This window comes from Microbacterium sp. TS-1, from assembly GCF_000509385.1.
Taxonomy (GTDB): Bacteria; Actinomycetota; Actinomycetes; order Actinomycetales; family Microbacteriaceae; genus Microbacterium; species Microbacterium arborescens.
Window position 1 is genome coordinate 1,331,740 of sequence record NZ_BASQ01000001.1, and the last position, 20,603, is coordinate 1,352,342.

General features: G+C 71.3%; 20 protein-coding genes and 1 tRNA gene. 6 read left to right on the plus strand and 15 right to left on the minus strand.

Translation table 11 applies throughout. From position 1 onward, the window contains the following. Nucleotides 1–19 precede the first annotated feature (19 nt). The 3 genes from MTS1_RS06335 to serS all read right to left on the minus strand — a co-directional run bounded on the left by MTS1_RS06335 (nt 20) and on the right by serS (nt 2,359). A tRNA-Ser gene (locus MTS1_RS06335) sits at nt 20–107 on the minus strand. 48 nt (nt 108–155) lie between these two features. Next, nucleotides 156–1,097: an HAD family hydrolase gene (locus MTS1_RS06340; RefSeq protein ID WP_023952434.1), complete on the minus strand. Its 942-nt coding sequence runs from the start codon at nt 1,095–1,097 to the stop codon at nt 156–158. Continuing rightward, nucleotides 1,094–2,359 (minus strand): serine--tRNA ligase, encoded by a 1,266-nt coding sequence (gene serS, locus MTS1_RS06345; RefSeq protein ID WP_023952435.1) that lies wholly within the window; start codon nt 2,357–2,359, stop codon nt 1,094–1,096. The genes MTS1_RS06340 and serS overlap by 4 nt, the downstream gene beginning before the upstream one ends. A 115-nt stretch (nt 2,360–2,474) precedes the next feature. On the opposite strand from serS, the gene MTS1_RS06350 reads away from it, so the two are divergent. From MTS1_RS06350 to MTS1_RS06360, 3 genes are read left to right on the plus strand one after another with little or no spacing between them, the layout of a single operon-like run. Then, nucleotides 2,475–3,665: a diacylglycerol kinase family protein gene (locus tag MTS1_RS06350; RefSeq protein ID WP_023952436.1), complete on the plus strand. Its 1,191-nt coding sequence runs from the start codon at nt 2,475–2,477 to the stop codon at nt 3,663–3,665. A gap of 60 nt (nt 3,666–3,725) precedes the next feature. Then, a complete protein-coding gene (locus MTS1_RS06355) occupies nt 3,726–5,090 on the plus strand; it encodes a deoxyribodipyrimidine photo-lyase (protein WP_023952437.1) in 1,365 nt (454 codons plus the stop codon). Nucleotides 5,091–5,138: 48 nt separating this feature from the next. Beyond that, a complete protein-coding gene (locus tag MTS1_RS06360) occupies nt 5,139–6,185 on the plus strand; it encodes an LLM class flavin-dependent oxidoreductase (protein ID WP_023952438.1) in 1,047 nt (348 codons plus the stop codon). Nucleotides 6,186–6,367: 182 nt separating this feature from the next. On the opposite strand, the gene pheA is transcribed toward MTS1_RS06360, so the two are convergent. After that, nucleotides 6,368–7,330: a prephenate dehydratase gene (gene pheA, locus MTS1_RS06365; RefSeq protein WP_023952439.1), complete on the minus strand. Its 963-nt coding sequence runs from the start codon at nt 7,328–7,330 to the stop codon at nt 6,368–6,370. Further along, on the minus strand, nt 7,327–8,223 hold the full coding sequence (locus MTS1_RS06370; RefSeq protein WP_036305127.1) for an EamA family transporter: 897 nt from the start codon (nt 8,221–8,223) through the stop codon (nt 7,327–7,329). Before MTS1_RS06370 ends, pheA begins: the two co-directional genes overlap by 4 nt. A 73-nt stretch (nt 8,224–8,296) precedes the next feature. On the opposite strand from MTS1_RS06370, the gene MTS1_RS06375 reads away from it, so the two are divergent. Beyond that, nucleotides 8,297–9,223: a LysR family transcriptional regulator gene (locus tag MTS1_RS06375; RefSeq protein WP_023952441.1), complete on the plus strand. Its 927-nt coding sequence runs from the start codon at nt 8,297–8,299 to the stop codon at nt 9,221–9,223. A 52-nt stretch (nt 9,224–9,275) separates the two neighbouring features. Beyond that, nucleotides 9,276–10,916: a phosphoglucomutase (alpha-D-glucose-1,6-bisphosphate-dependent) gene (gene pgm / locus MTS1_RS06380; protein WP_023952442.1), complete on the plus strand. Its 1,641-nt coding sequence runs from the start codon at nt 9,276–9,278 to the stop codon at nt 10,914–10,916. A gap of 112 nt (nt 10,917–11,028) precedes the next feature. Here the strand turns inward: pgm and MTS1_RS06385 are convergent, their stop codons facing one another. After that, nucleotides 11,029–11,523 carry a MarR family winged helix-turn-helix transcriptional regulator gene (locus MTS1_RS06385; protein ID WP_023952443.1) on the minus strand — a complete coding sequence of 165 codons (495 nt, stop codon included), beginning with the start codon at nt 11,521–11,523 and terminating at the stop codon, nt 11,029–11,031. Nucleotides 11,524–11,617: 94 nt separating this feature from the next. Between MTS1_RS06385 and MTS1_RS06390 the strand changes: the two genes are divergently transcribed. Continuing rightward, nucleotides 11,618–12,547 carry an NADP-dependent oxidoreductase gene (locus tag MTS1_RS06390; protein ID WP_023952444.1) on the plus strand — a complete coding sequence of 310 codons (930 nt, stop codon included), beginning with the start codon at nt 11,618–11,620 and terminating at the stop codon, nt 12,545–12,547. A 128-nt stretch (nt 12,548–12,675) separates the two neighbouring features. Here the strand turns inward: MTS1_RS06390 and MTS1_RS06395 are convergent, their stop codons facing one another. The 9 genes from MTS1_RS06395 to MTS1_RS06435 all read right to left on the minus strand — a co-directional run bounded on the left by MTS1_RS06395 (nt 12,676) and on the right by MTS1_RS06435 (nt 20,567). After that, entirely contained in the window at nt 12,676–13,311 is a 636-nt protein-coding gene (locus MTS1_RS06395; protein WP_023952445.1) for a bifunctional 4-hydroxy-2-oxoglutarate aldolase/2-dehydro-3-deoxy-phosphogluconate aldolase, read from the minus strand. Next, the gene (locus MTS1_RS06400; RefSeq protein WP_052007617.1) at nt 13,308–14,258 is read right to left on the minus strand and encodes a sugar kinase; all 951 of its coding nucleotides are present in this window, start codon (nt 14,256–14,258) and stop codon (nt 13,308–13,310) included. Before MTS1_RS06400 ends, MTS1_RS06395 begins: the two co-directional genes overlap by 4 nt. Next, entirely contained in the window at nt 14,255–15,103 is an 849-nt protein-coding gene (gene kduI / locus MTS1_RS06405) for a 5-dehydro-4-deoxy-D-glucuronate isomerase (RefSeq protein WP_023952447.1), read from the minus strand. The genes MTS1_RS06400 and kduI overlap by 4 nt, the downstream gene beginning before the upstream one ends. Before the next feature lie 66 nt (nt 15,104–15,169). Further along, nucleotides 15,170–15,934 carry a 2-dehydro-3-deoxy-D-gluconate 5-dehydrogenase KduD gene (gene kduD, locus MTS1_RS06410; RefSeq protein WP_023952449.1) on the minus strand — a complete coding sequence of 255 codons (765 nt, stop codon included), beginning with the start codon at nt 15,932–15,934 and terminating at the stop codon, nt 15,170–15,172. Then, nucleotides 15,931–16,803, minus strand: a complete 873-nt coding sequence (locus MTS1_RS06415) for a fumarylacetoacetate hydrolase family protein (RefSeq protein WP_023952451.1) — start codon at nt 16,801–16,803, stop codon at nt 15,931–15,933. Before MTS1_RS06415 ends, kduD begins: the two co-directional genes overlap by 4 nt. Beyond that, complete coding sequence (locus tag MTS1_RS06420) at nt 16,800–18,014, minus strand: glycoside hydrolase family 88 protein (RefSeq protein ID WP_023952454.1); 1,215 nt, start codon at nt 18,012–18,014, stop codon at nt 16,800–16,802. Before MTS1_RS06420 ends, MTS1_RS06415 begins: the two co-directional genes overlap by 4 nt. Before the next feature lie 21 nt (nt 18,015–18,035). Then, nucleotides 18,036–18,707, minus strand: coding sequence for a DUF624 domain-containing protein (locus MTS1_RS06425; protein WP_023952456.1), 672 nt, complete (start codon nt 18,705–18,707; stop codon nt 18,036–18,038). Between the two features lie 4 nt (nt 18,708–18,711). After that, nucleotides 18,712–19,632, minus strand: a complete 921-nt coding sequence (locus tag MTS1_RS06430) for a carbohydrate ABC transporter permease (RefSeq protein WP_023952458.1) — start codon at nt 19,630–19,632, stop codon at nt 18,712–18,714. Then, nucleotides 19,632–20,567, minus strand: a complete 936-nt coding sequence (locus MTS1_RS06435; RefSeq protein ID WP_023952460.1) for a carbohydrate ABC transporter permease — start codon at nt 20,565–20,567, stop codon at nt 19,632–19,634. The genes MTS1_RS06430 and MTS1_RS06435 overlap by 1 nt, the downstream gene beginning before the upstream one ends. Nucleotides 20,568–20,603: the final 36 nt, after the last annotated feature.

Genomic DNA, 20,603 nt, shown 5'->3' on the forward strand with positions numbered 1-20,603 from the left:
GGGCAGGCGAAAGCGGTTATGGCGGAGGGTGTGGGATTCGAACCCACGGGACATTGCTGCCCACCAGTTTTCAAGACTGGATCCTTCGGCCGCTCGGACAACCCTCCCAGCGGCGCGAACCGCTGAGCTTCGATCCTAGCCGCCCGCGACGCCGGTCAGAGCGAGCGGAGGATGGCCGCGACGCCGCCCTCCTGAACCGACACGGTCGTCTCGGATGCCTCGGCCAGCAGCTCGGTCGCGCCCTGCGCCATCGCGATCGCGCGCCCGCCGCGCTCGCGCGCCCAGCGGAACATCCCGATGTCGTTGCGGCCGTCCCCCATGACGAGGACGTCGGCCGGCTCGATGTCGAGCCAGGTGCGGACCCGCTCCAGCGCCGTGGACTTGTCGACACCCTGCGGCGCGATGTCGAGCCACGCCGACCATCCCACCGCATACGACACCTTGTTCAGGCCGATGCGGTCGACGAGCTCGACGAAGTCGGAGTCGGTCTCGTCGGGAGAGACCACGACGACGCGGCAGACCTCCTGCTGCGACAGCTCCGCGAAGGCGACCTTGTCGGCGTCGTGGAGGTTCCAGTCGTGGAGCTCCTCGGTGTAGAGGCGGCGCCCGTCGGGCAGCTCGACCATGTAGCGGGCGTGCGGCAGGTGCTGACGCAGCAGGCCGAGCACCTCGCTCGGGTCGAACGTCTCGATGAAGAAGCGCTCGTACGCGAGCACGTCGGCGAAGTCGTCGTCGATCCGCTTGAGGATGACGGCGCCGTTCGAGCACACGACGTAGTCGGGGTTCAGCGCGAGCGAGCCGAGGATGCCGTGCGTTCCCTCCCACGAGCGTCCGGTCGCGAGCATCACCTCGTGACCGGCCGCGTGCGCGTCGGCCACCGCCTCCACCACGCCGGGACTGAGCGTCTCGTCCTCGAGCAGCACGGTGCCGTCGATGTCGAGCACGATCATCAGGCGCGAGGCGCCGGCGACCGCCGGCATGACCTCGGCGACGTCCTCGACGATCTCGGCCGCATCGCGCGGCGCGACGACCTCGATGCCGCCCTCGTCGGGAAGCGCGTCGGGGGCCTGCGTCATCCCGCCGTCGGCGCCGGTCATGCGATCGGCTCCGCGACCTCGAGGCCGCCGAGGTAGGGCCGCAGCACCTCGGGGATCACGACCGAGCCGTCCTCTCGCTGGTGGGTCTCAAGGAGCGCGACGATCCACCGGGTCGTGGCGAGCGTGCCGTTGAGGGTCGCCACCGGCTCGGTCTTGCCGCCGTCGGGACGGTGACGGATGTCGAGGCGACGCGCCTGATACGTCGTGCAGTTCGAGGTCGAGGTGAGCTCGCGGTACGCCCCCTGCGTGGGCACCCACGCCTCGATGTCGTACTTGCGCGCGGCGCTCGAGCCGAGGTCGCCGGCCGCGACGTCGATGACGCGGTACGACAGGCCGAGGTCCTGCAGCATCCGCTCCTGCATCTCGACGAGCCGCAGGTGCTCGGCCGCCGCGTCGCCCGGCGTCGTGTAGACGAACATCTCCAGCTTGTTGAACTGGTGCACCCGGATGATGCCGCGCGTGTCCTTGCCGTACGAGCCGGCCTCGCGCCGGTAGCAGGTCGACCATCCGGCGTAGCGCTTCGCGCCGCGCTCGAGGTCGAGGATCTCGTCCATGTGGTACCCGGCGAGCGGGACCTCGCTCGTGCCGACGAGGTAGGCGTCGTCCTCCTCGAGGTGGTAGACCTCCGCCGCATGCTCGCCGAGGAACCCGGTGCCCCGCATGACCTCGGGGCGCACGAGCGTCGGCGGGATCAGCGGCGTGAACCCGGCGGCGAGCGCACGGTCGAGACCCAGCATCATGAGGGCGATCTCGAGACGCGCGCCGATACCGCTGAGGAAGTAGAACCGGCTGCCGGCGACCTTCGTGCCGCGTTCCATATCGATCGCACCGAGCTTCTCGCCGAGGGCGAGGTGGTCGAGCGGCTCGAAGTCGAACGACGGCGGCTCGCCGTGCGTGCGGAGCGTGACGAAGTCGGCCTCGCCGCCGGCGGGCACGTCGTCGATGACGATGTTCTCGATGCGGGCGAGCGCGGCGTCGGCGGCCTCCTCGGCGGCGGTGACGGCCTGCTGGGCCTGCTTGACCCGTTCGCTGAGCTGCTTGGCCTCGGCGACGAGCGCGGCCTTCTCGTCCTTCGGCGCCTGCGCGACCTTCTTGCCGTGGGCGTTCTGCTCGGCACGGAGCCGCTCGAACGTCGTGATGGCCTCGCGGCGCTCGCGATCGGCGGCGATGGCGTCATCCACGCTCTCCGACGAGTTCCCGCGCTTCACCTGCGAGAGTTTCACCAGGTCGGGCTGTTCACGGAGCAATGCGAGGTCGATCACGCGTCAAGTCTAGGGTCGCCCGCATCCGCGCAGCCGGATCAGCGCACCCCGTACCGCCGCGGCCGTCCGGCGCAAGGGGCAACCCGCCACGGGCGGCCACCCCTAGGGTGTAGCCATGGCGACCGACTCCGACGACACCTCCCCGCGGGAGCGCTCCGACGATCCCACCTCACAGACCCCCGACCCCGAACAGGCGGCGGCTCCCGACGACGTCATCCGTGAGCCCGAGGACGTCGCGCCCGACACGACCGACGGAGAGACCGGCGAGGCACGCCGCGTGGGCCCCGAGGGCGAGACGGAGCCGATGTCGGGCGGCTCGGAGAAGCCCAATCCCAAGGCGGCCCTCGTCTACAACCCCATCAAGGTCGACGGCGACGCCCTGCGCGAGCAGGTGCTCCGCGCCGCCGAGGCCGCCGGGTGGGAGGAGCCGCTCTTCTACGAGACGACGGTCGACGACCTCGGCGACGACGTCACGCGTCAGGCGCTCGAGTCCGGCGTCAACGTCGTGCTCGTGGCGGGCGGCGACGGTACGGTCCGTGCCGTGTCGGGAGAGATGAGCGGCAGCGGCATCCCGCTCGCGATCGTCCCGAGCGGCACGGGCAACCTGCTCGCGCGCAACCTCGGTCTGCCCCTCACCGAGCCCGAGACCATGATCGAGGCGGCCTTCAGCGGCGACCGGACCGCGATCGACGTCGGCTGGGCGCGGATCACCCGCGAGAGCGGCGAGGTCGAGAAGCACGCGTTCGTCGTCATGGGCGGCATGGGGCTCGACGCGGCCATGATCGCCAACACCAACCCGCAGCTGAAGAAGTCGGTCGGCTGGGTCGCATACGTCGACGGCGCGACGCGGTCGCTCGTCAACGCCAAGCCGTTCCGCGTCGTCTATCAGCTCGACGGACACCGCATGCACGCGGCTCGTGTGCAGAGCGTGCTCTTCGCGAACTGCGGGTCGCTGCAGGCCGGCATCGCCCTCATCCCCGAGGCCTCGATCACCGACGGCCAGCTCGATGTCGTGATCATGCAGCCGAAGGGCTTCTGGGGCTGGCTGCTCGTGTGGCGCCGCGTCGCGTGGGACAACAGCTTCCTGCGGAAGTTCCGCGCCGGTCGTCGCGTGCTCGCGCTGCGGACGAAGGACAACGCGGTCGTCTACTCGCGCGGCCGCGGCGTGGCGCTCGCCCCGCAGGAGCCGCACCCGGTGCAGCTCGACGGCGACGAGTTCGGCGAGGCGAAGCACGTGCAGACCCGCATCGACCCGCGGGGCCTCATCGTCGCCGTGCCCGCCGGTCACACGCTGCCCGGCGACTGAGCCCCCGTCCGCCCCTGTCAACCGCTCGCCGTCGCCCGGGTCGCCCGACAGGATGACGGGATGAGCTCGCCTTCGATCGTCTGGTTCCGCGACGACCTGCGCCTGGCCGACCACCCCGCGCTCCGCGCTGCGATCGACCGTGGCGAGCCCGTCGTCGGGCTGTACGTGCTCGACGAGGAGTCCGAGGGCATCCGACCGCTCGGCGGCGCAGCACGGTGGTGGCTGCACCACTCGCTCGCATCGCTCGCCGATGATCTGCGCGCTCGCGGGTCGCATCTCGTGCTGCGCCGCGGGGCCGCGGCATCCGTCGTCCGGTCACTCGTCGACGACATCGGAGCAGGCGCCGTCTACTGGAACCGCCGCTACGGCGGACCCGAGCGCGCGATCGACACCGAGCTGAAGGACGGCCTCCGCTCGGACAGCGTCGAGGTCGAGTCGTTCGCCGCCAACGTGCTGTTCGAGCCCTGGACGGTCAAGACCGGCAGCGGCACCCCGTTCTCGGTCTTCACCCCGTTCTGGAACGCGGCACGCAACCTGCCCGCCCCGCGCGAGCCGCTCCCCCGGCCCCGCGAGATCCCCGGCCTGCGGTCGGCGCCCGCGGGCGACGACCTCGACGATTGGAAGCTGCTGCCCACCCGGCCCGACTGGGCGGGCGGTCTGCGCGAGCGCTGGCAGCCCGGCGAGGCCGCGGCGCGCGCACGCCTCCGTGAGTTCCTCGACCACGATCTCGGCTCGTACGACGCCGCCCGCGACGAGCCGAGCGCGGGCGCGACCTCGCTGCTCTCGCCGCGCCTGCGCTGGGGCGAGCTGAGCCCGCACACCGTCTGGCACGCCGGGGTGGAGACCGGGGGCGGGACAGGCGCCCATGCGACCTCCGCCTCGCGTTTCCTCTCCGAGCTCGGCTGGCGCGAGTTCGCCTGGCACACGCTGTACCACTTCCCCGACCTGGCGACGAAGAACTGGCGGAAGGGCTTCGACGCCTTCCCCTGGCCGGCCCTCGACCCGGCGCACCTGACGGCGTGGGAGAAGGGCGAGACCGGCGTGCCGATGGTGGATGCCGGGATGCGCGAGCTCTGGCACACCGGCTACATGCACAACCGGGTGCGGATGGTCACGGCATCCTTCCTCACGAAGAACCTGCTCATCGACTGGCGACTCGGCGAGCAGTGGTTCTGGGACACCCTCGTCGACGCCGACGGCGCCAGCAACGCCTTCAACTGGCAATGGGTCGCGGGATCAGGGGCCGACGCGTCGCCCTATTTCCGTATCTTCAACCCCGAGCGGCAGGCCGAGAAGTTCGACCCGAAAGGGCTGTACATCGGGCAATGGGCGCCCGACAGCGCAGGCCGCGAGCCGATCGTCGACCTCGCCGCGACCCGGAAGGCGGCGTTGCAGGCGTACGAGGCGGTGAAGCGGGCGCGGTGACGTGGGCTCGGGAATGCCGGCGGAGGCCGCACGGTTGACAGAGGGGATATGACTGATGCATCCCGCCCCGCCCTGTCCGTGCTCGACCTCGTGCCCGTGCGCACGGGACAGACCAGCGCGCAGGCGATCGCGGCGTCGCTGACCGTCGCGCAGCGGGCGGACGAGCTCGGCTACCGCCGCTACTGGTTCGCCGAGCACCACAACATGCCGGCCGTCGCCTCGACGACCCCGCCGGTGCTCATCGCCGCCGCGGCAGCACGCACCTCCCGCATCCGGGTGGGCTCCGGCGGCGTCATGCTCCCCAACCACTCGCCCCTCGTCGTCGCCGAGCAGTTCGCGGCGCTCGAGGCGATCGCTCCCGGACGCGTCGACCTCGGGATCGGCCGCGCGCCGGGCAGCGATCCTGTCATCACCCAGCTGCTGCGTCAGTCGGGCACGACGAGCGACGTCGACCGGTTCCCTGACAACGTCCGCGACATCCTGGCCCTCGTGACCGGCGACGGCGCGACGGTGCGGTTCACGTCGGGCGGGACGTACGACGTCCACGCGACGCCCACCGCCACGACGACCCCCGACGTCTGGCTGCTCGGATCGAGCGACTACTCCGCGCAGCTCGCCGCCGCCCTCGGCCTGCCGTACGTGTTCGCGAACCATTTCTCGGGCGAGGGCCTCGACCGTGCCCTCGGGCTCTACCGCGACCAGTTCCGGCCGTCCGAGACCCTCGACGCACCGCGGACGTTCCTCACGGCGAATGCCGTCGTCGCCGACAGCGAGGCCGAGGCCGAAGCCCTCATGCTCCCGCAGGCCCGCATGATGGCACGCCTGCGCGGGAACCGACCGCTCATCGCGCTCGAGACCGTCGAGGAGGCCGCGGCCGCCGAGGCCTCGGACCACCTCGCCGCGCCCCTGCTCGACGCGCTCCGCTCGCGCTGGTTCGTCGGCACCGGCCCCGAGGCCCAGGCCGCCCTCGCCGCGTTCGCCGCGCAGCACGGCGTCGACGAGGTCATGGTCTCGCCGGTGTCGGCCGCGCACGACGGCGAGCAGCCGGATGCCGCTCCCGCCCGCATCCGCACCCTGGAGCTCCTGGCCGCCTGACCCCGCCCGGTCCCGGCGCCGCCCCGGCCGCCCCCGGCCGGTCGACGCGCCACGAACTGCGGGTCCGGCCTCCTCGGCATCCTCACACCGTCGACTCGCCGCAAACGGCGGATTCGGGGGGCCCGACATCCGCGTTGTGTGGCGACTCGACGGAACGGGAGGGGCGAGGGAAGCCGGGCGGGTCAGGCCTCGGGCTCGCCGGAGATCAGGGCCCGCAGCCAGTCGCGCGCCTCGACGAAGACGTCGTCGGAGTACCGCTCGGGATAGCGGACGATGGCGCGGTCGGCGCGCGGGTATGACCCGAGGAACAGCACCTTCGGGCTGAAGCGCCGCACGCCCATGAGGGCATCCGCCATGCGCTCGTCGGCGACGTGGCCGTCGGCATCGATGACGAACCGGTATCGTCCGAGGGCATCGCCGATCGGCCGCGACTCGATCAGCGACAGGTTGATGCCCCGGGTCGAGAACTGCTCGAGCAGCTCGAGCAGTGCACCGGGGTGGTCGTCGGGCAGCTCCGCGATGAGCGAGGTCTTGTCGGCGCCCGTCGGCGACGGCGGCGCGACGGTGCGACTCACGAGGACGAATCGAGTGACCGCGTGCTCGTTGTCGCCGATGTCGGATGCCAGCAGCTCGAGGTCGTGGTGCTCGAGGATGCCGGGCGGGGCGATCGCCGCGTCGGCGTCGCTGACTCCGTCGATGAGGCCGACCGCTGCGGCGACGTTGCTCGCGGCGGGCAGGTGCGCATGCTCCGGCAGCGTCTTCAGCAGCCACTGCAGGCACTGCGCATAGGCGACCGGATGCGCGGCGATGAGCGACACGTCCTCGATGCGCGTGCCGGGCCGCGCCACGAGCACGAAGTTCACGGGCACGAGGTACTCGCCGACGATCCGCAGACCCGGCATCGTGGCCAGCGCATCCTGAGCCGTCGAGACACCGCCGTCGACGGAGTTCTCGATCGCGATCATCGCGGCATCCGAGCGTCCGTCCACGACATCCGCGAGCGCTTCGCCGACGTTGCGCACCGACCGCCAGATCTGGTCGCGCGCCTCGGGCACCTGGGCGAGGGCGGCCTCGGTGAAGGTCCCCGCCGGCCCGAGATAGCTGTAGGTGCGGCGGGCGGGTTGATCATCGTGCTCGGGCGTCACGCAACGAGCCTAGACCGGCGCACCCGCGGCACGCGCACGCTGGTCACGAGCACGCCGAGCACGAGCACCGCTCCGCCGACGATCTCGGCGGGGGCGGGGATCTGTCCGAGCAGCGCCGCGGCCGCCGCCATCGCCACGACGGGCGCCAGCAGCACCCACGGCACGACAGCCGCGGAGGGGTTGCGTGCCAGCAGTCCGTTGAAGATCGCGTAGCCGACGAGGGTGCACAGGCCCGCGGTGTAGACGGTCGAGACCAGGGCCCGGATGCCAAACCCGGCGAGCCCCGCGCCGATCGCTCCGGGCCCCTCGAAGGTCATCGCCAGCACGAGCGCGGGCACCGGCACGACGAGGGCAGACCACACGGTGAGCGAGAGGGCCCCGAGCGGCCCGCGTCCGGTGACGACGCCCGCGCGACGGGCGATCACGTTGCCGACGGCCCACGACAGCGCGGCGCCGAGCGCGAGGACGACGGCGAGCGCGGGAGCGTCTCCCCCGCGCCCGACAGCGACGGCGGCGAGCCCGGCGACCCCGAGGGCGACCCCGAATATCTGCCCCGGTGTGGGGCGTTCCCGCAGCGCCCCGGCCGCGATGACGACGGTAAAGACCGCCTGCGCCTGCATCAGCAGGGCGGCGAGCCCCGGTTGCAGTCCGAGCCCGAGAGACAGGTACAGCAGCGCGAACTGGCCGAGGCTCATGAACAGCCCGACCCCGATCACCGATCCCCAGCGAGCGCGGGGCCGCGGAACCACGAGCGCGAAGACGGCGACGGCGGCGAATCGGATGGCCACGAAGAGCAGGGGCGGGATGCCGGCCATCCCCCAGTCGATGACGAGGAAGTTGAATCCCCAGAGCGTCGCCACCGTAGCCGCCAGGATCATGTCGCGTCGAGTCACGAGGCTCAGTCCACCGCTCGGGACGATCAACGACAAGCGATGCTTTCTCCACCTGAATCGGTAGCATTTCTTCATGATTGATCTGGATGCCGTGCACTCGCTGCGGACCGTCGCGCGGGAGGGCAGCGTCGCGGGCGCGGCATCCGCTCTGGGATTCACACCCTCGGCGGTGTCGCAGCAGATCAAGCGCCTCGAGCGCGAGACCGGTGTCGCACTGCTCGAACGCGTCGGCCGCGGCGTCGCCCTGACGGCTGCCGGGACACAGCTCGTGGTCGGGTCGACCCCGATCCTCGCCGACCTCGAGCGACTGCGCGCCGACCTGCACGCCGGCGTCGGTGCGGACGACGACGGCCGAGTCACCGGCGAGCTGCGCCTCGCCGCCTTCTCGACCGTCGTGCGCGGGCTGCTCGCTCCTGTGCTCGTGGAGCTGGCGGACGCCCACCCCGAGCTGCGTCTTCCCGTGCGCGAGAGCGAGCCGTGGGAGACGGTGGCACTCGTCGCCTCGGGCCAGCGCGACCTCGGCATCGTCCACCAGTGGGGCGGCGTCGCGCTGGCGATTCCCGAGAATCTCGTCGTCACTCCGCTGTTCACGGATGTCGCCGACGTCATCCTTCGACGCGACCATCCGCTCGCCGATCGCGACGTGCTGCATCCGGCCGACCTCGCGCGCGAGCAGTGGGTCGCCACATTCGACACGACCATCTGCCGCCAGTGGCTGCGCCGGCTGTTCGACGGCATCGGCGGCGCACCCCGCGTGCTGTACGAGTCAATGGAGTTCGAGAATCACATCGCGCTCGCTCGCACCGGAGCCGTCGTCGCGCTCGTGCCGCGCCTGGGACGCGGCGACCTCGGGCCCGACCTCGTCGCGGTGCCGACCGCGGCTCCCGCGTCGACGCGCGACATCGCCGCGGTCCACCGGCGCTCGCAGGCCGACTCCCCCGCGCTGCGTGCAGTCCTCGCTGCGCTGCTCGCCACCGCGAACGCGCAGGATCGGCCGTGAGTGCCGTGTCAATCCGTCACCGCCGCGGCCAGAAGCGGGCAGACTAAGCACCATGAGCCGTGCAGGAGCGCCCGCAGAAGCATCCGACCTCATCGACATCGATGAGCTGATCGCCGCCTACTACGACCGGAAGCCGGATGCCGCGGTCCCCGGGCAGCGCGTCGCGTTCGGCACGAGCGGCCACCGCGGTTCGTCGCTGTCGACGAGCTTCAACGAGGATCACATCCTCGCCACGACGCAGGCGATCGTCGACTACCGGCGGGCTCAGGGCATCGAAGGCCCCCTCTTCCTCGGTCGCGACACGCACGGACTGTCGCTTCCCGCCGAGCGCAGCGCCATCGAGGTGCTCGTCGCGAACGGCGTCGACGTGCGCGTCGACTCCCGCGACTCGTGGGTGCCGACGCCCGCGCTCAGCCACGCGATCCTGACCTACAACCGAGGTCGCGCGCTCGACGATGCGGGTCGCGCCGACGGCATCGTCGTAACGCCCTCGCACAACCCGCCGCGTGACGGCGGCTTCAAGTACAACCCGCCGCACGGGGGACCTGCCGACACCGACGCGACCTCGTGGATCGCCGACCGCGCGAACGAGCTCATCGCCGCAGGCCTGGTGGGCGTGCACCGCACCCGTCACGCCGACATCGACCTCGACGCGCTCGGCCAGTACGACTTCCGCGACGCCTATGTGCGCGACCTCGCCACGATCATCGACGTCGACGCGATCAAGGCATCGGGCGTGCGCATCGGGGCCGACCCGCTGGGCGGCGCCTCGGTGGAGTACTGGGCGCTCATCGCCGAGGTCTACGGCCTCGACCTGACGGTCGTGAACCCCGAGGTCGACCCGACCTGGAAGTTCATGACGCTCGACTGGGACGAGAAGATCCGCATGGATCCGTCGTCGCCCTCGGCGATGGCCGCGCTCGTGGCGCGCCGCGAGGAGTACGACATCCTCACCGGCAACGACGCCGACGCCGACCGCCACGGCATCGTGACGCCCGACGCGGGCCTGATGAACCCCAACCACTACCTCGCCGTCGCGATCGACTACCTCTTCGCGAACCGCCCCGGCTGGCCGGCGGATGCCGCGGTCGGCAAGACCCTCGTCTCGTCGATGATCATCGACCGCGTCGCCGCGTCGCTCGGACGCGAGCTGCTCGAGGTTCCCGTGGGCTTCAAGTGGTTCGTTCCGGGCCTGCTCGACGGCTCCGTCGCCTTCGGCGGCGAGGAGTCGGCGGGGGCCTCGTTCCTGCGCAAGGACGGCAGCGTGTGGACCACCGACAAGGACGGCATCCTGCTGTGCCTGCTCGCCGCCGAGATCCTCGCCGTCACCGGCAAGACCCCCTCGCAGCGCTATGCCGAGCTCGAGGCCGAGTTCGGGTCGTCGGCCTACCAGCGGGTGGATGCCGCGGCCACGCCCGAGCAGAAGGCCGCCCTCGGCAAGCTGTCGGGCGACGCCGTGTCGGCCACCGAGCTGGCGGGCGAGCCCATCACGGCGAAGCTCTCGCACGCGCCCGGCAACGGTGCAGCGATCGGCGGCCTCAAGGTGCAGACCGAGCACGCGTGGTTCGCCGCGCGCCCCTCGGGCACCGAGGACGTCTACAAGCTCTACGCCGAGAGCCTGCGCGGACCCGAGCACCTCGCCGAGGTGCAGGCCGAGGCCCGCGCCGTGGTCTCGGCCGCGCTCGGCGCCTGACCCGCATCCCCGCATCACACCCAATGCACGGCCGAGCGCCGTGTGCACGACCTTCGAGCGCGGGCAGGCCGTACGCTCGCGGCGAAGTCGTTCACTCGGGCGAGTGCGGTGGTCAGGTCTGACGGCGCCGGGATGCCGAACGCGGCGGCGCCGAGCGCAGGTGCGTCGTCACGCTGCCGAGGATGCGCGCGAGGTCCGCGGCATCCGCGTCGGACAGCGGCGCGAACAGCAGCCGGTGCACCGTCTCGATGTGGCCGGGGAACACGGCGGCGAGCACCTCGCGCCCCGCACCCGTCAGGGCGACCACCGTGCTGCGCTCGTCCTCGACGGACGGTGACCGCGTGACGTATCCGCGCTGCTCGAGCAGCGTGGCCTGGTAGGTCAGCCCGCTGCGGCTGTACACGACGCCGTCGGCGAGGTCTGTCATGCGCAGAGTGCCACCCGGGGCGTCGTTCAGCCGCGCCAGCAGCTGGAACTGGACGTAACTCAGGCCGCCGGCATCCTTCAGCTGCGTCTCGACGGCGGGGCGAAGCAGGCTGCCCACCTCGGTGAAGGCGAGGTAGGCCTCCAGCTGCGTCGACGTCAGGGAGCGTGGCGCGTTCGTCATGGGCTCGATCCTACCTGTTGCTTCACATTCGAAGTAGTGTTACGTTCCTCGCATCGCTTCGAATTCGAAGCACTTGACCGCGAAGGATCAGATCATGAATGCAGTGCAGTTCTCTCAGACCGGTGGCCCCGAGGTCCTCGAGATCGTCGACATCGACCGCCCCGAGCCGGCGGCGGGCCAGGTGCGCATCCGCGTCGCCGCGTCGGCGTACAACGCGGCGGACGGCGGGATGCGCGCGGGCTTCCTCCCCATCCCGATCGAGCTGCCCCACGTGCCCGGGTACGACATCTCCGGGCACGTCGACGCGGTCGGCCCGGGCGTGACCGGCCTCGCGGTGGGCGATGCGGTGATCGCGTTCCTCCCGATGGAGCACGACGGCGGCGCGGCGGAGTTCGTGCTGGCCCCCGCCGACGCCGTGGCCGCCGCGCCGACGAGCATTCCCCTCGCCGATGCGGCCGCGCTGCCCTCCGTCGCGCTGACCGCGTGGCAGGCCCTCTTCGACGACGGTCGCCTCGAGTCGGGCCGGCGGGTGCTGATCGTCGGCGCCGGCGGTGTCGTCGGAAAGTACGCCGTCCAGCTCGCCAAGCGCGCCGGCATCCACGTCATCGCCACCGCGAGCCCCCGCAGCATCGACGCCGTCCGCGCGGCCGGAGCCGACCAGATCATCGACCACACCGCGACCGACGTGCTGGGCGCCGTCGACGGACCGGTCGACGTGCTGCTGAACCTCGCCCCGATCGAGCCCGAGCTGTTCGAGACCTACGTCGGGGCCGTCGCCGACGGCGGGGCGGTCGTCAGCACGACGGCGTTCATGTCCACCCCGGGCGACGAGGCGCGCGGCGTCCGCGCCGCGACGGTGTTCGTCCGCCGCGATCGCGACCGTCTCGCCGAGCTGGTTCGCCTCGTCGACGAGGGCGCGCTCACCGTCGAGGTCACGCGGCGCATCCCGCTCGCCGAGCTGCCCGCGCTGCACGCCGAGGCGGCCGAGAGGGGCATCGCGGGCAAGGTCATCGTCCTCCCCTGAGCCAGACCCAGCTCCCGCCCCGCGTCACACCCAATGCACGGCCGAGCGCCGAGTGCACGGCCTTCGAGCGCGAGCAGGCCGTGCGCTCGCGGCGAAGCCGTACGCTCGGGGCCGTGCGCTCGCGCGAGTCAGCGCGCGAGCAGCTCGGCCAGGCGCGGCAGCTGCGACTCGTCTTCCAGGGCGGAGCCGACCGCGACGACACGCACCCCGGCATCGAGGAAGTCGGCGGCGTTGGCGGCGTCCATGCCGCCGGTCGCGACGAACCTCACGCCGGGGAACGGACCGCGGATGTGCCGGAACCAGTCCGCGCCGAGCCACTGCGCGGGAAAGGCCTTCAGCCACGTCAGCCCGAGGGCGACCGCCTGCTGCACCTCGCTCGGCGTGGCGACGCCGGGCAGGATCGGGATGCCGCGCTCCTGGGCGGCCCGGACGACGTCGGGGTCGAGGCCCGGCGACACGACGTACGCCGCGCCGGCGTCGGCGGCGACGGCGACCTGCGCCGGCGTCAGGATCGTGCCGGCGCCCACGGCCTTGCCCCGCTCGGCGCCGAGACGCGCGACCTCGCGCAGCGCCCGCTCGTCCTCCGCGGTCTGCAGCGGAACCTCGACGGAGTCGATGCCGAGGTCCCAGGCGGTCGTCGCGAGGCGCACCGAGCGCTCGAGTCCCATGCCCCGGAGGATCGCCATCAGCGGTGCGCCCGCGAAGACGGCATCGAGAGCGGCGGCCTGGTCGGTGGTCGCGTGGTCGACGGACGACGTGGTCATGGGGAGGTCCTTTCGAAGGGGATGTCGGCGACGGGTGACCCCGCCGCGTCGTCGGGGAAGTCCCCGGTGGTGGCCATCGTGAGCGCCGCACGCGCATGGCCGGATCGCAGACGCGCGGCGGAGCCGGCACCCGCCAGCAGTGCGGCGAGGTAGCCGCCGGCGAAGGCGTCGCCGGCCCCCACGGGCTCGACGACGTCGACGACGAGAGCGGGCTCGAAGACCACGCCGTCGTGCGCGAACAGCGTGGCACCGACGGCACCGTCCTTGACGATGAGCTGCGGGGCGTCCGGCAGCAGGGCACGCACCGCATCCGCATCCGCGGCGCCCCAGAGCGTCTCGGCCTCATCGCGGCCGACGAACACGATGTCGGCTGACCGCGCCAGCTCGAGCAGCGGGCCGGCAGCCGCCGCGGCGCCCCACAGCGGGGCCCGGTGATTGACGTCGACGCTCACGGGGACGCCCGCCCCGCGCGCGCGATCGACGATCCGACGCAGGAACGCCGGGGCCGTGCCGCCGAGCGCGGCCGTGATGCCCGAGACGTGCAGCAGCGCGACGCCGTCCCACGACAGAGCGTCGGCGTCGGCCTCCGAGAGGTGGGCGGCCGCCGACCCCGCCCGGTAGTACGCGACGCCGTGACCGGGGTCCTTCAGGTAGAGGCCGGTCGGGTGATCGGCGTCGATGACGACCCGCGAGACGTCGACTCCGCGCGCACCGACCCGCGACACGACGCGCCGGCCGAGGGCGTCGTCGCCGACGCGGGAGAACCACGCGGCGGGCTGACCGAGCGCGGCCGCGTGCGCGGCGACGTTCGACTCCGCTCCCCCGGCGTCGATGCGGAACACCTCGGCGTGCTCGAGGCGCTCCGCCGCCGCGGGCGCGACCATCGCCATGGTCTCGCCCGCCGTCAGCAGCGCCCCATGCGGCACCCCACGCACGGGCCTGCTCACTTCAGGGTCGTGACGGGTGCGGCATCCATGTCGTCGAATGCCTGGTTCTCGCCCGCCATCGCCCAGATGAACGAGTACGCCGCGGTGCCCACTCCGGAGTGCAACGACCAGCTCGGCGAGATGATCGCCTGCCGGTCGGCGACGACGAGGTGCCGGGTCTCCTCGCGCTCACCGAGCAGGTGGATGACGCGGGCGTCCTCGGGCACGTCGAAGTACAGGTAGCACTCGGTGCGACGGTCGTGGGTGTGGGCGGGCATCGTGTTCCACATCGAGCCCTCGTGCAGCGTCGTCACGCCCATGACGATCTGACAGCTCTTCACGCCGTTCTCGTGGATGTACTGATTGAGCGTGCGGCGGTTGCTCGTCACCTGGTCGCCGAGCTCGCGCACCGTCCCCTCGCCCGGTGACACGAGGGCTGCCGGGTAGGCGGTGTGCGCGGGCGCCGAGAACAGGTAGAACTGCGCCCCGGTCGAGGCGCCGCCCTCCTCGCGCTCGCCCGCGTCGGCGAACACGACGTCGCGGATGCCGCGGCCGAGGTACAGGCACGCCCCCGTCACGAGCGTGTGGACCTCGCCGTCGGCGGTCACGGTACCGGTGCCACCGACGTTGATGATGCCCACCTCGCGGTGCTCGAGGAAGTAGTCGCTGCGGATCTCCGGGTAGCCCGGAAGCACCAGCTCGCGGCCGGCCGGCACGGCGCCGCCGAGGACGATGCGGTCGTGGTGGGTATAGACGACCGTGATCTCACCGGGCACGAACACCTCGGGCACGAGGTACTGTTCGCGCAGGTCGGCGGTGCTCATGCCGGGGATCTGTGCGGGGTTGGTCGCGTAACGCTGCTGCATGGGGTTCCCTTCTGGGGCGGAGTCGGCGGGATGCCGGTGGTGGAGCGGTGGCGGCCGGAGATCGGCTCAGCGGACGAGCCAGCCTCCGTCGACGGGCACGATCGCGCCGGTGACGTAGGCCGCGGCATCCGAGGCGAGGAAGACGAACGCGCCCTGCAGGTCGCCGGGCGTACCCCAGCGGCCCGCGGGGATGCGGGCGAGGATCGATGCCTCGCGGTCCGCGTCGGCCCGGATCGGCGCGGTGTTGTCGGTCGCCATGTACCCGGGCGCGACCGCGTTGACGGTCACGCCCGACGCGGCCCACTCGTTCGCGAGCGCCTTGGTCAGTCCCGCGACGGCGTGCTTCGAGGCGGCGTAGCCGGGCACGAGGATGCCGCCCTGGAACGACAGCATCGAGGCGACGTTGATGATGCGTCCCGACCCCTGCGTGATCATGCGGCGTCCGGCGGCCTGCGACAGGTGGAAGACGGCGTCGAGGTTGACGGCGAGGACGTCGTCCCAGTCGGTGGCCGGGTGCTCGGCGGCGGCGGCGCGGCGGATGATGCCGGCGTTGTTGACGAGGATGTCGATGCCGCCGAGCTCGGCGACCGTCTCGGCGACCGCGTCGGCGAGCTGCTCGGGCGTCGCGGTGCCGAGGTCGAGGCGGATGCGGTGGGCGCGGCGTCCGGTGGCGGCGATCGCCTCCGCCGTCTCGGCGGCGTCACCACGGTCGAGCAGCGCGACGTCCGCGCCGGCCTCGGCGAGCGCGACGGCGGCGCCCTGGCCGAGGCCGCGGGTGGAACCGGTGACGAGGGCGACGCGGCCGTCCAGCCGGAAGGAGTCGAGGATCATGCGGGGCCTCCGATGAAGGTGGTGGTCAGTTCGCCGAGGCGCTCGATGCGCACGGTGACCGCGTCGCCGGGACGCAGCGGGCGATGGGCGGCCTGCGCGTCGGGCAGCTTCTGCGGGGTGCCGGTCGAGATGACGTCGCCGGGTTCGAGCGTCATGACGCTGCTGAGATACGACACGACGCGCGCGACCGAGAAGATCGTGGTGGCGGTGGACTGCGAGACGGTCACGATGCCGTCGCGGACGACCTCGACGAGCATGTCCTGCGGGTCGCCCGCCTCGTCAGACGTGACGAGCCACGGCCCGAGCGGCGCGAAGCCGTCGAAGCACTTCCCCATTGCCCACTGGCTCTGCCGCCGCTGCCATGAGCGGTCGGAGACGTCGTTGAGGATCGTGTAGCCGGCGACATGCGCGAGGGCGGCAGCCTCGTCGACATCCCTGGCCCGCCGCCCGATGACCACGGCGACCTCGCCTTCGTAGTCGACGTCGTCCGCGACCGCAGGCACGATCACGGGGTCTGTCGGCCCGCCGAGGGTGTTGGGGGTCTTCACGAAGACGTCGGGGAACGCGGGATCATCGGCGGTCGGGTCGACGCCGTCGGGCACGTGCCCGCGGTAGTTGTAACCGAGGCAGAGGATCTTTCCCGGACGCACGGGCGCCTCCAGTCGCACCGACGACAGCGCGGGATCGGCGAGATCCGCACGCGCCGCCGCGCGGTCGAGCGCGTCGCGGTCGGCGGCGAGCAGGTCGGTCAGCGTGGCCGGGCCGAGGTCGACGACGCGGTCGACACCGTCCACCGCGACGACGGCGCCCGACCGGACGGCGCCCTCGGTATCGACCGCGCGGGCCGCGCGGTAACGGACGAGCCTCACCAGTACGGCTTCCAGTCGGGGCGCGCCGCGCGCACGAGGGCCTCGAGGTAGAAGTAGTCGCCCCACAGGGTGCCCTCGTCGACGCCGACCGACTTCGGCAGGTCGTAGACGCTGTGCAGGAGCACCGCATCGGCGGCCTGGGGGCTTTCGGGCGTGTAATTCTCGATGAGCGACGCGAGGATCTCATGGGCCGCCGTCCGGTAGCGCGCGGCGGCATCCGGGTCGGCATCCGGGTCGTCCTCGAGCACGCCGGCGAGCTCGAACAGCCCCGACACCGCGATCGCCGCGGACGAGCTGTCGCGGGGCGCATCCGCACCGTCGGTGTAGACCATGTCCCAGAAGGGGACCCGGTCGCTCGGGAGGTGCGAGAGGAAGCGTTCGGCGCAGCGACGCGACGCGTCGAGCAGGGCGGGGTCGCCGGTCGCACGGTGGTTCATCGCGAAGCCGTAGATGCCCCACGCCTGACCGCGCGCCCAGCACGAGTCGTCGAACGCGCCCTGCTCGGTCGCGCCGCGCAGAGGCTCGCCGGTCTCGGGGTCCCAGTAGAACGTGTGGAAGGTGGTGTCGTCGTCGCGCAGGATGTGGGTGCGCAGCTGCGTCGTGTGGCGCCGCACGGCATCGGCGAAGCGCTCCTCGCCGGTCTGCTCGCCCGCCCACGAGAGCAGCGGCATGTTCATGAGGCTGTCGACGATCGTGCGCCCGCGCTGCGCGGGGTCGGAGAGGTCGCCCCACGCCTGGATGATGCCCGCGGGTTCGAGGAACCGGCGCATCAGGTGATCGGCGGCCGCCAGGGCGGTTTCACGGGCGGCTTCGTCGCCAAGGAGCCGGTAGGGCGCGACGGAGGCGAGGCTGTAGAGAAACCCCAGGTCGTGGGTGTCGAGGTCGTCCTCGTCGCGGAGGCGCCGCGCGAAGTCCGCCGCGTGCGCGAGCCCGGCATCGCGGAAGAAGGTGTCGCCGGTGATCTCCCACGCGATCCACATCATCCCCGGCCAGAAGCTCGTCGTCCACCCGCGGTTGGCCCCCGCGGGGAACCCGCCTGCCGCAGGGCGGATCGGGTAGCGGTCGTCGCGCGTCGTGTCGTCGGGGTACGTCTGACCGAAGGTCTCGATGTTGCGACGCAGCGTGCTCAGGGTATCGGCGATCGCCGCTTCGAGTGCGGCGGGCGCCGTGCCCGCGGGCGCGCCGAGATCGGTTCCGGGGAGGGATGTCATGTCGAGGGGTTCCTTCGGGATTCAGACGGTCTGGGGTTCGGGGTCGCCGAGCACCGGACGGAGGATGTAGCGGGCGTTGGCCCAGGCGAGATAGAGGGCCGGTGCCGAGGTGAGGCCGATCGCGACGGCCGGCATCGCGACGAACAGTCCGGCCTGCAGCGCAAGGACCGCGAGCGACACGAGACTCAGCCACCAGCGACGCACGCTCAGGAAGACCGCCGCCCGTGCGATCGAGCGCACGGAGGCGTCGGGTTCCTCGGCGAGCGCCGCGAACGCGACGAGCGCCGTGACGAGCAGGAGAACAGTGAGCACCCCGAGCGCCGGGACGACGGCGACGCCCGCCTGCAGCGGCGCGAAGAAGCGGACGTCGACGAGCACGACGACGAGGGCGGCCACGACGACCGTTCCCAGCGCGACGGCCTTGCGCCACGAGCGCTTCCAGCTGCGGATGAACGTCCGCACGACCTGGTTCTCGCCCTCGCCGTGGGCGCGGAAAGTCGCGAACGCCGCCGTGATGCCCGGTGCGCACAGCGGCGCGACCAGGGCGAGCATCGGCCACGACAGCGCGGGGTCGGTGATGACCAGCAGCACCACGAGCGGCAGGCACGACGCGAGCAGCAGCAGGTTGGTCATGAGCCCGAGGTAGACGACACCGAAGACGGTCGCGTACGTGTCGTGCGAGATGCGCTTCACGGCGTCAGCCCTTCATCCCGCTCGTCGCGATGCCCTCGACGAAGTACTTCTGCCCGAGCAGGAAGATGATCGCGATCGGCACCACCGAGATGACCAGCCCCGCGAACAGCAGGGCGTAGTTGGTGTCGTACAGGTTGCTCACGAAGCTCTTCAGCCCGAGCTGGATGGTCCACAGGTCGGGGTTGCGCAGGTAGATGAGCGGACCGAGGTAGTCGTTCCAGGTGTTCACGAACGTCAGGAGCGTGAGGCTCGCGAGCGCCGGCACCGACAGGGGCAGCATGATGCGGCGCCAGATGCCGTACTCGCTCAGGCCGTCGAGGCGCGCGGCTTCGGACAGCTCCTCGGGGATGGTCTCGTAGAACTGCTTCATGAGGAACACCCCGAAGGCGCCGAATGCCTGGATGAGGATGATGGCCCACAGCGTGTTCGACACCTTGACGTTCGACAGCAGGATGAACTGCGGGATCATGTACGACTGCCACGGCACCGCGATCGTGCCGATGTAGGCCAGGAACAGCACGTCGCGTCCAGGGAAGCGGATGCGGGCGAAGCCGTAGGCCGCGAACGAGCCGGTCAGCACCTGCAGGAAGGTGACGACGACGGCGAGCACGAGCGTGTTGCGGATCCAGGTCAGCATCCCCGACTGGTTCCAGATGTCAACGTAGTTCTGCCAGACGAACACCTCGGGGATCCACTGGATCGGCACCGAGAAGACCTCGTTGGCCGTCTTGAGCGAGCTCATGATCATCCAGAAGAACGGCAGCAGCAGCGCCGCCGCGGCGATGATCAGCGCGATGTAGCCGGCGATGCGACCGATGCGGCGCAACGGCGACACGGTGTCGGGGCGGTGGCCCTCGGGCAGGCCGTCGGCGGCGATCTTGCGGAGCGCACGGCGGTCGTCCTGGGGTACGAGAAGATTCGTCATCAGACGTTCCTCCGCTTGTTCCAGATGAACTGGAGGATGGTCACGAGGATGCAGAGGAAGAAGAGCGCCACAGCGGCCGCGGAGGCGTAGCCGAACTGGTTCTCCTCGAACCCCTTGCGGTAGATGAACTGCGAGATCACGAGCGTCGACTGACCCGGCCCGCCCTCGGTCATGACGAGGATCAGGTCGAAGATCTTGAACGAGTTGATCGTGAGCATCACGGTGACGAAGAACATCGTCGGCCGCAGGCACGGGAGCGTGACGTTGACGAAGCGCTCCCACGCGTTCGCGCCGTCCATGCGAGCAGCCTCGTAGAGCTCGCGCGGCACGGTCTGCAGGCCCGCGAGGAACAGGATCATGTAGTAGCCCATGTCGCGCCAGGTGCTGACGATGACGACGGCGGGCATCGCCCACTCCGACGAGGTGAGCCACCCGGGCGGGTTGGCGATGCCGATCGCGCGGAGGATCTCGTTGATCGGTCCGTACTCGGGGCTGAAGAGCAGGTTCCACACCACGGCGATCGCGACGATCGAGGTGATGTAGGGGAAGAACGCGGCGGTGCGGAAGAACGCCACTCCCCGCAGCTTGTTGTTCAGCAGCAGCGCGAGACCGAGCGACGCGATGATCGTCAGCGGGATGTGCAGGGCCGCGTAGTAGAGGGTGTTGACGAACGAGATGCGGAAGCTCCCGTCGCCGAGCAGCCGCTCGAAATTGTCGAGTCCCACCCAGTTCGCCGTGCCGAAGATGTTCCAGTTCGTCAGCGACATGTAGAAGAGCGTGACGACCGGCACGAGCGTCAGCAGGGCGAATCCGACGAAGTTCGGCAGGATGAAGCTCCAGCCCAGCAGCGTGTTGCGCAGGGTCAGCTTCGATCTCCTGCGGCGCTGCGCCGGCTCGGGGCGGCGCGCCTTCGGGGAGGCGGCGGTGGTGGTCATGGTGTCTCCTGGGGAGGACGGCGGGGGATGCGGCCG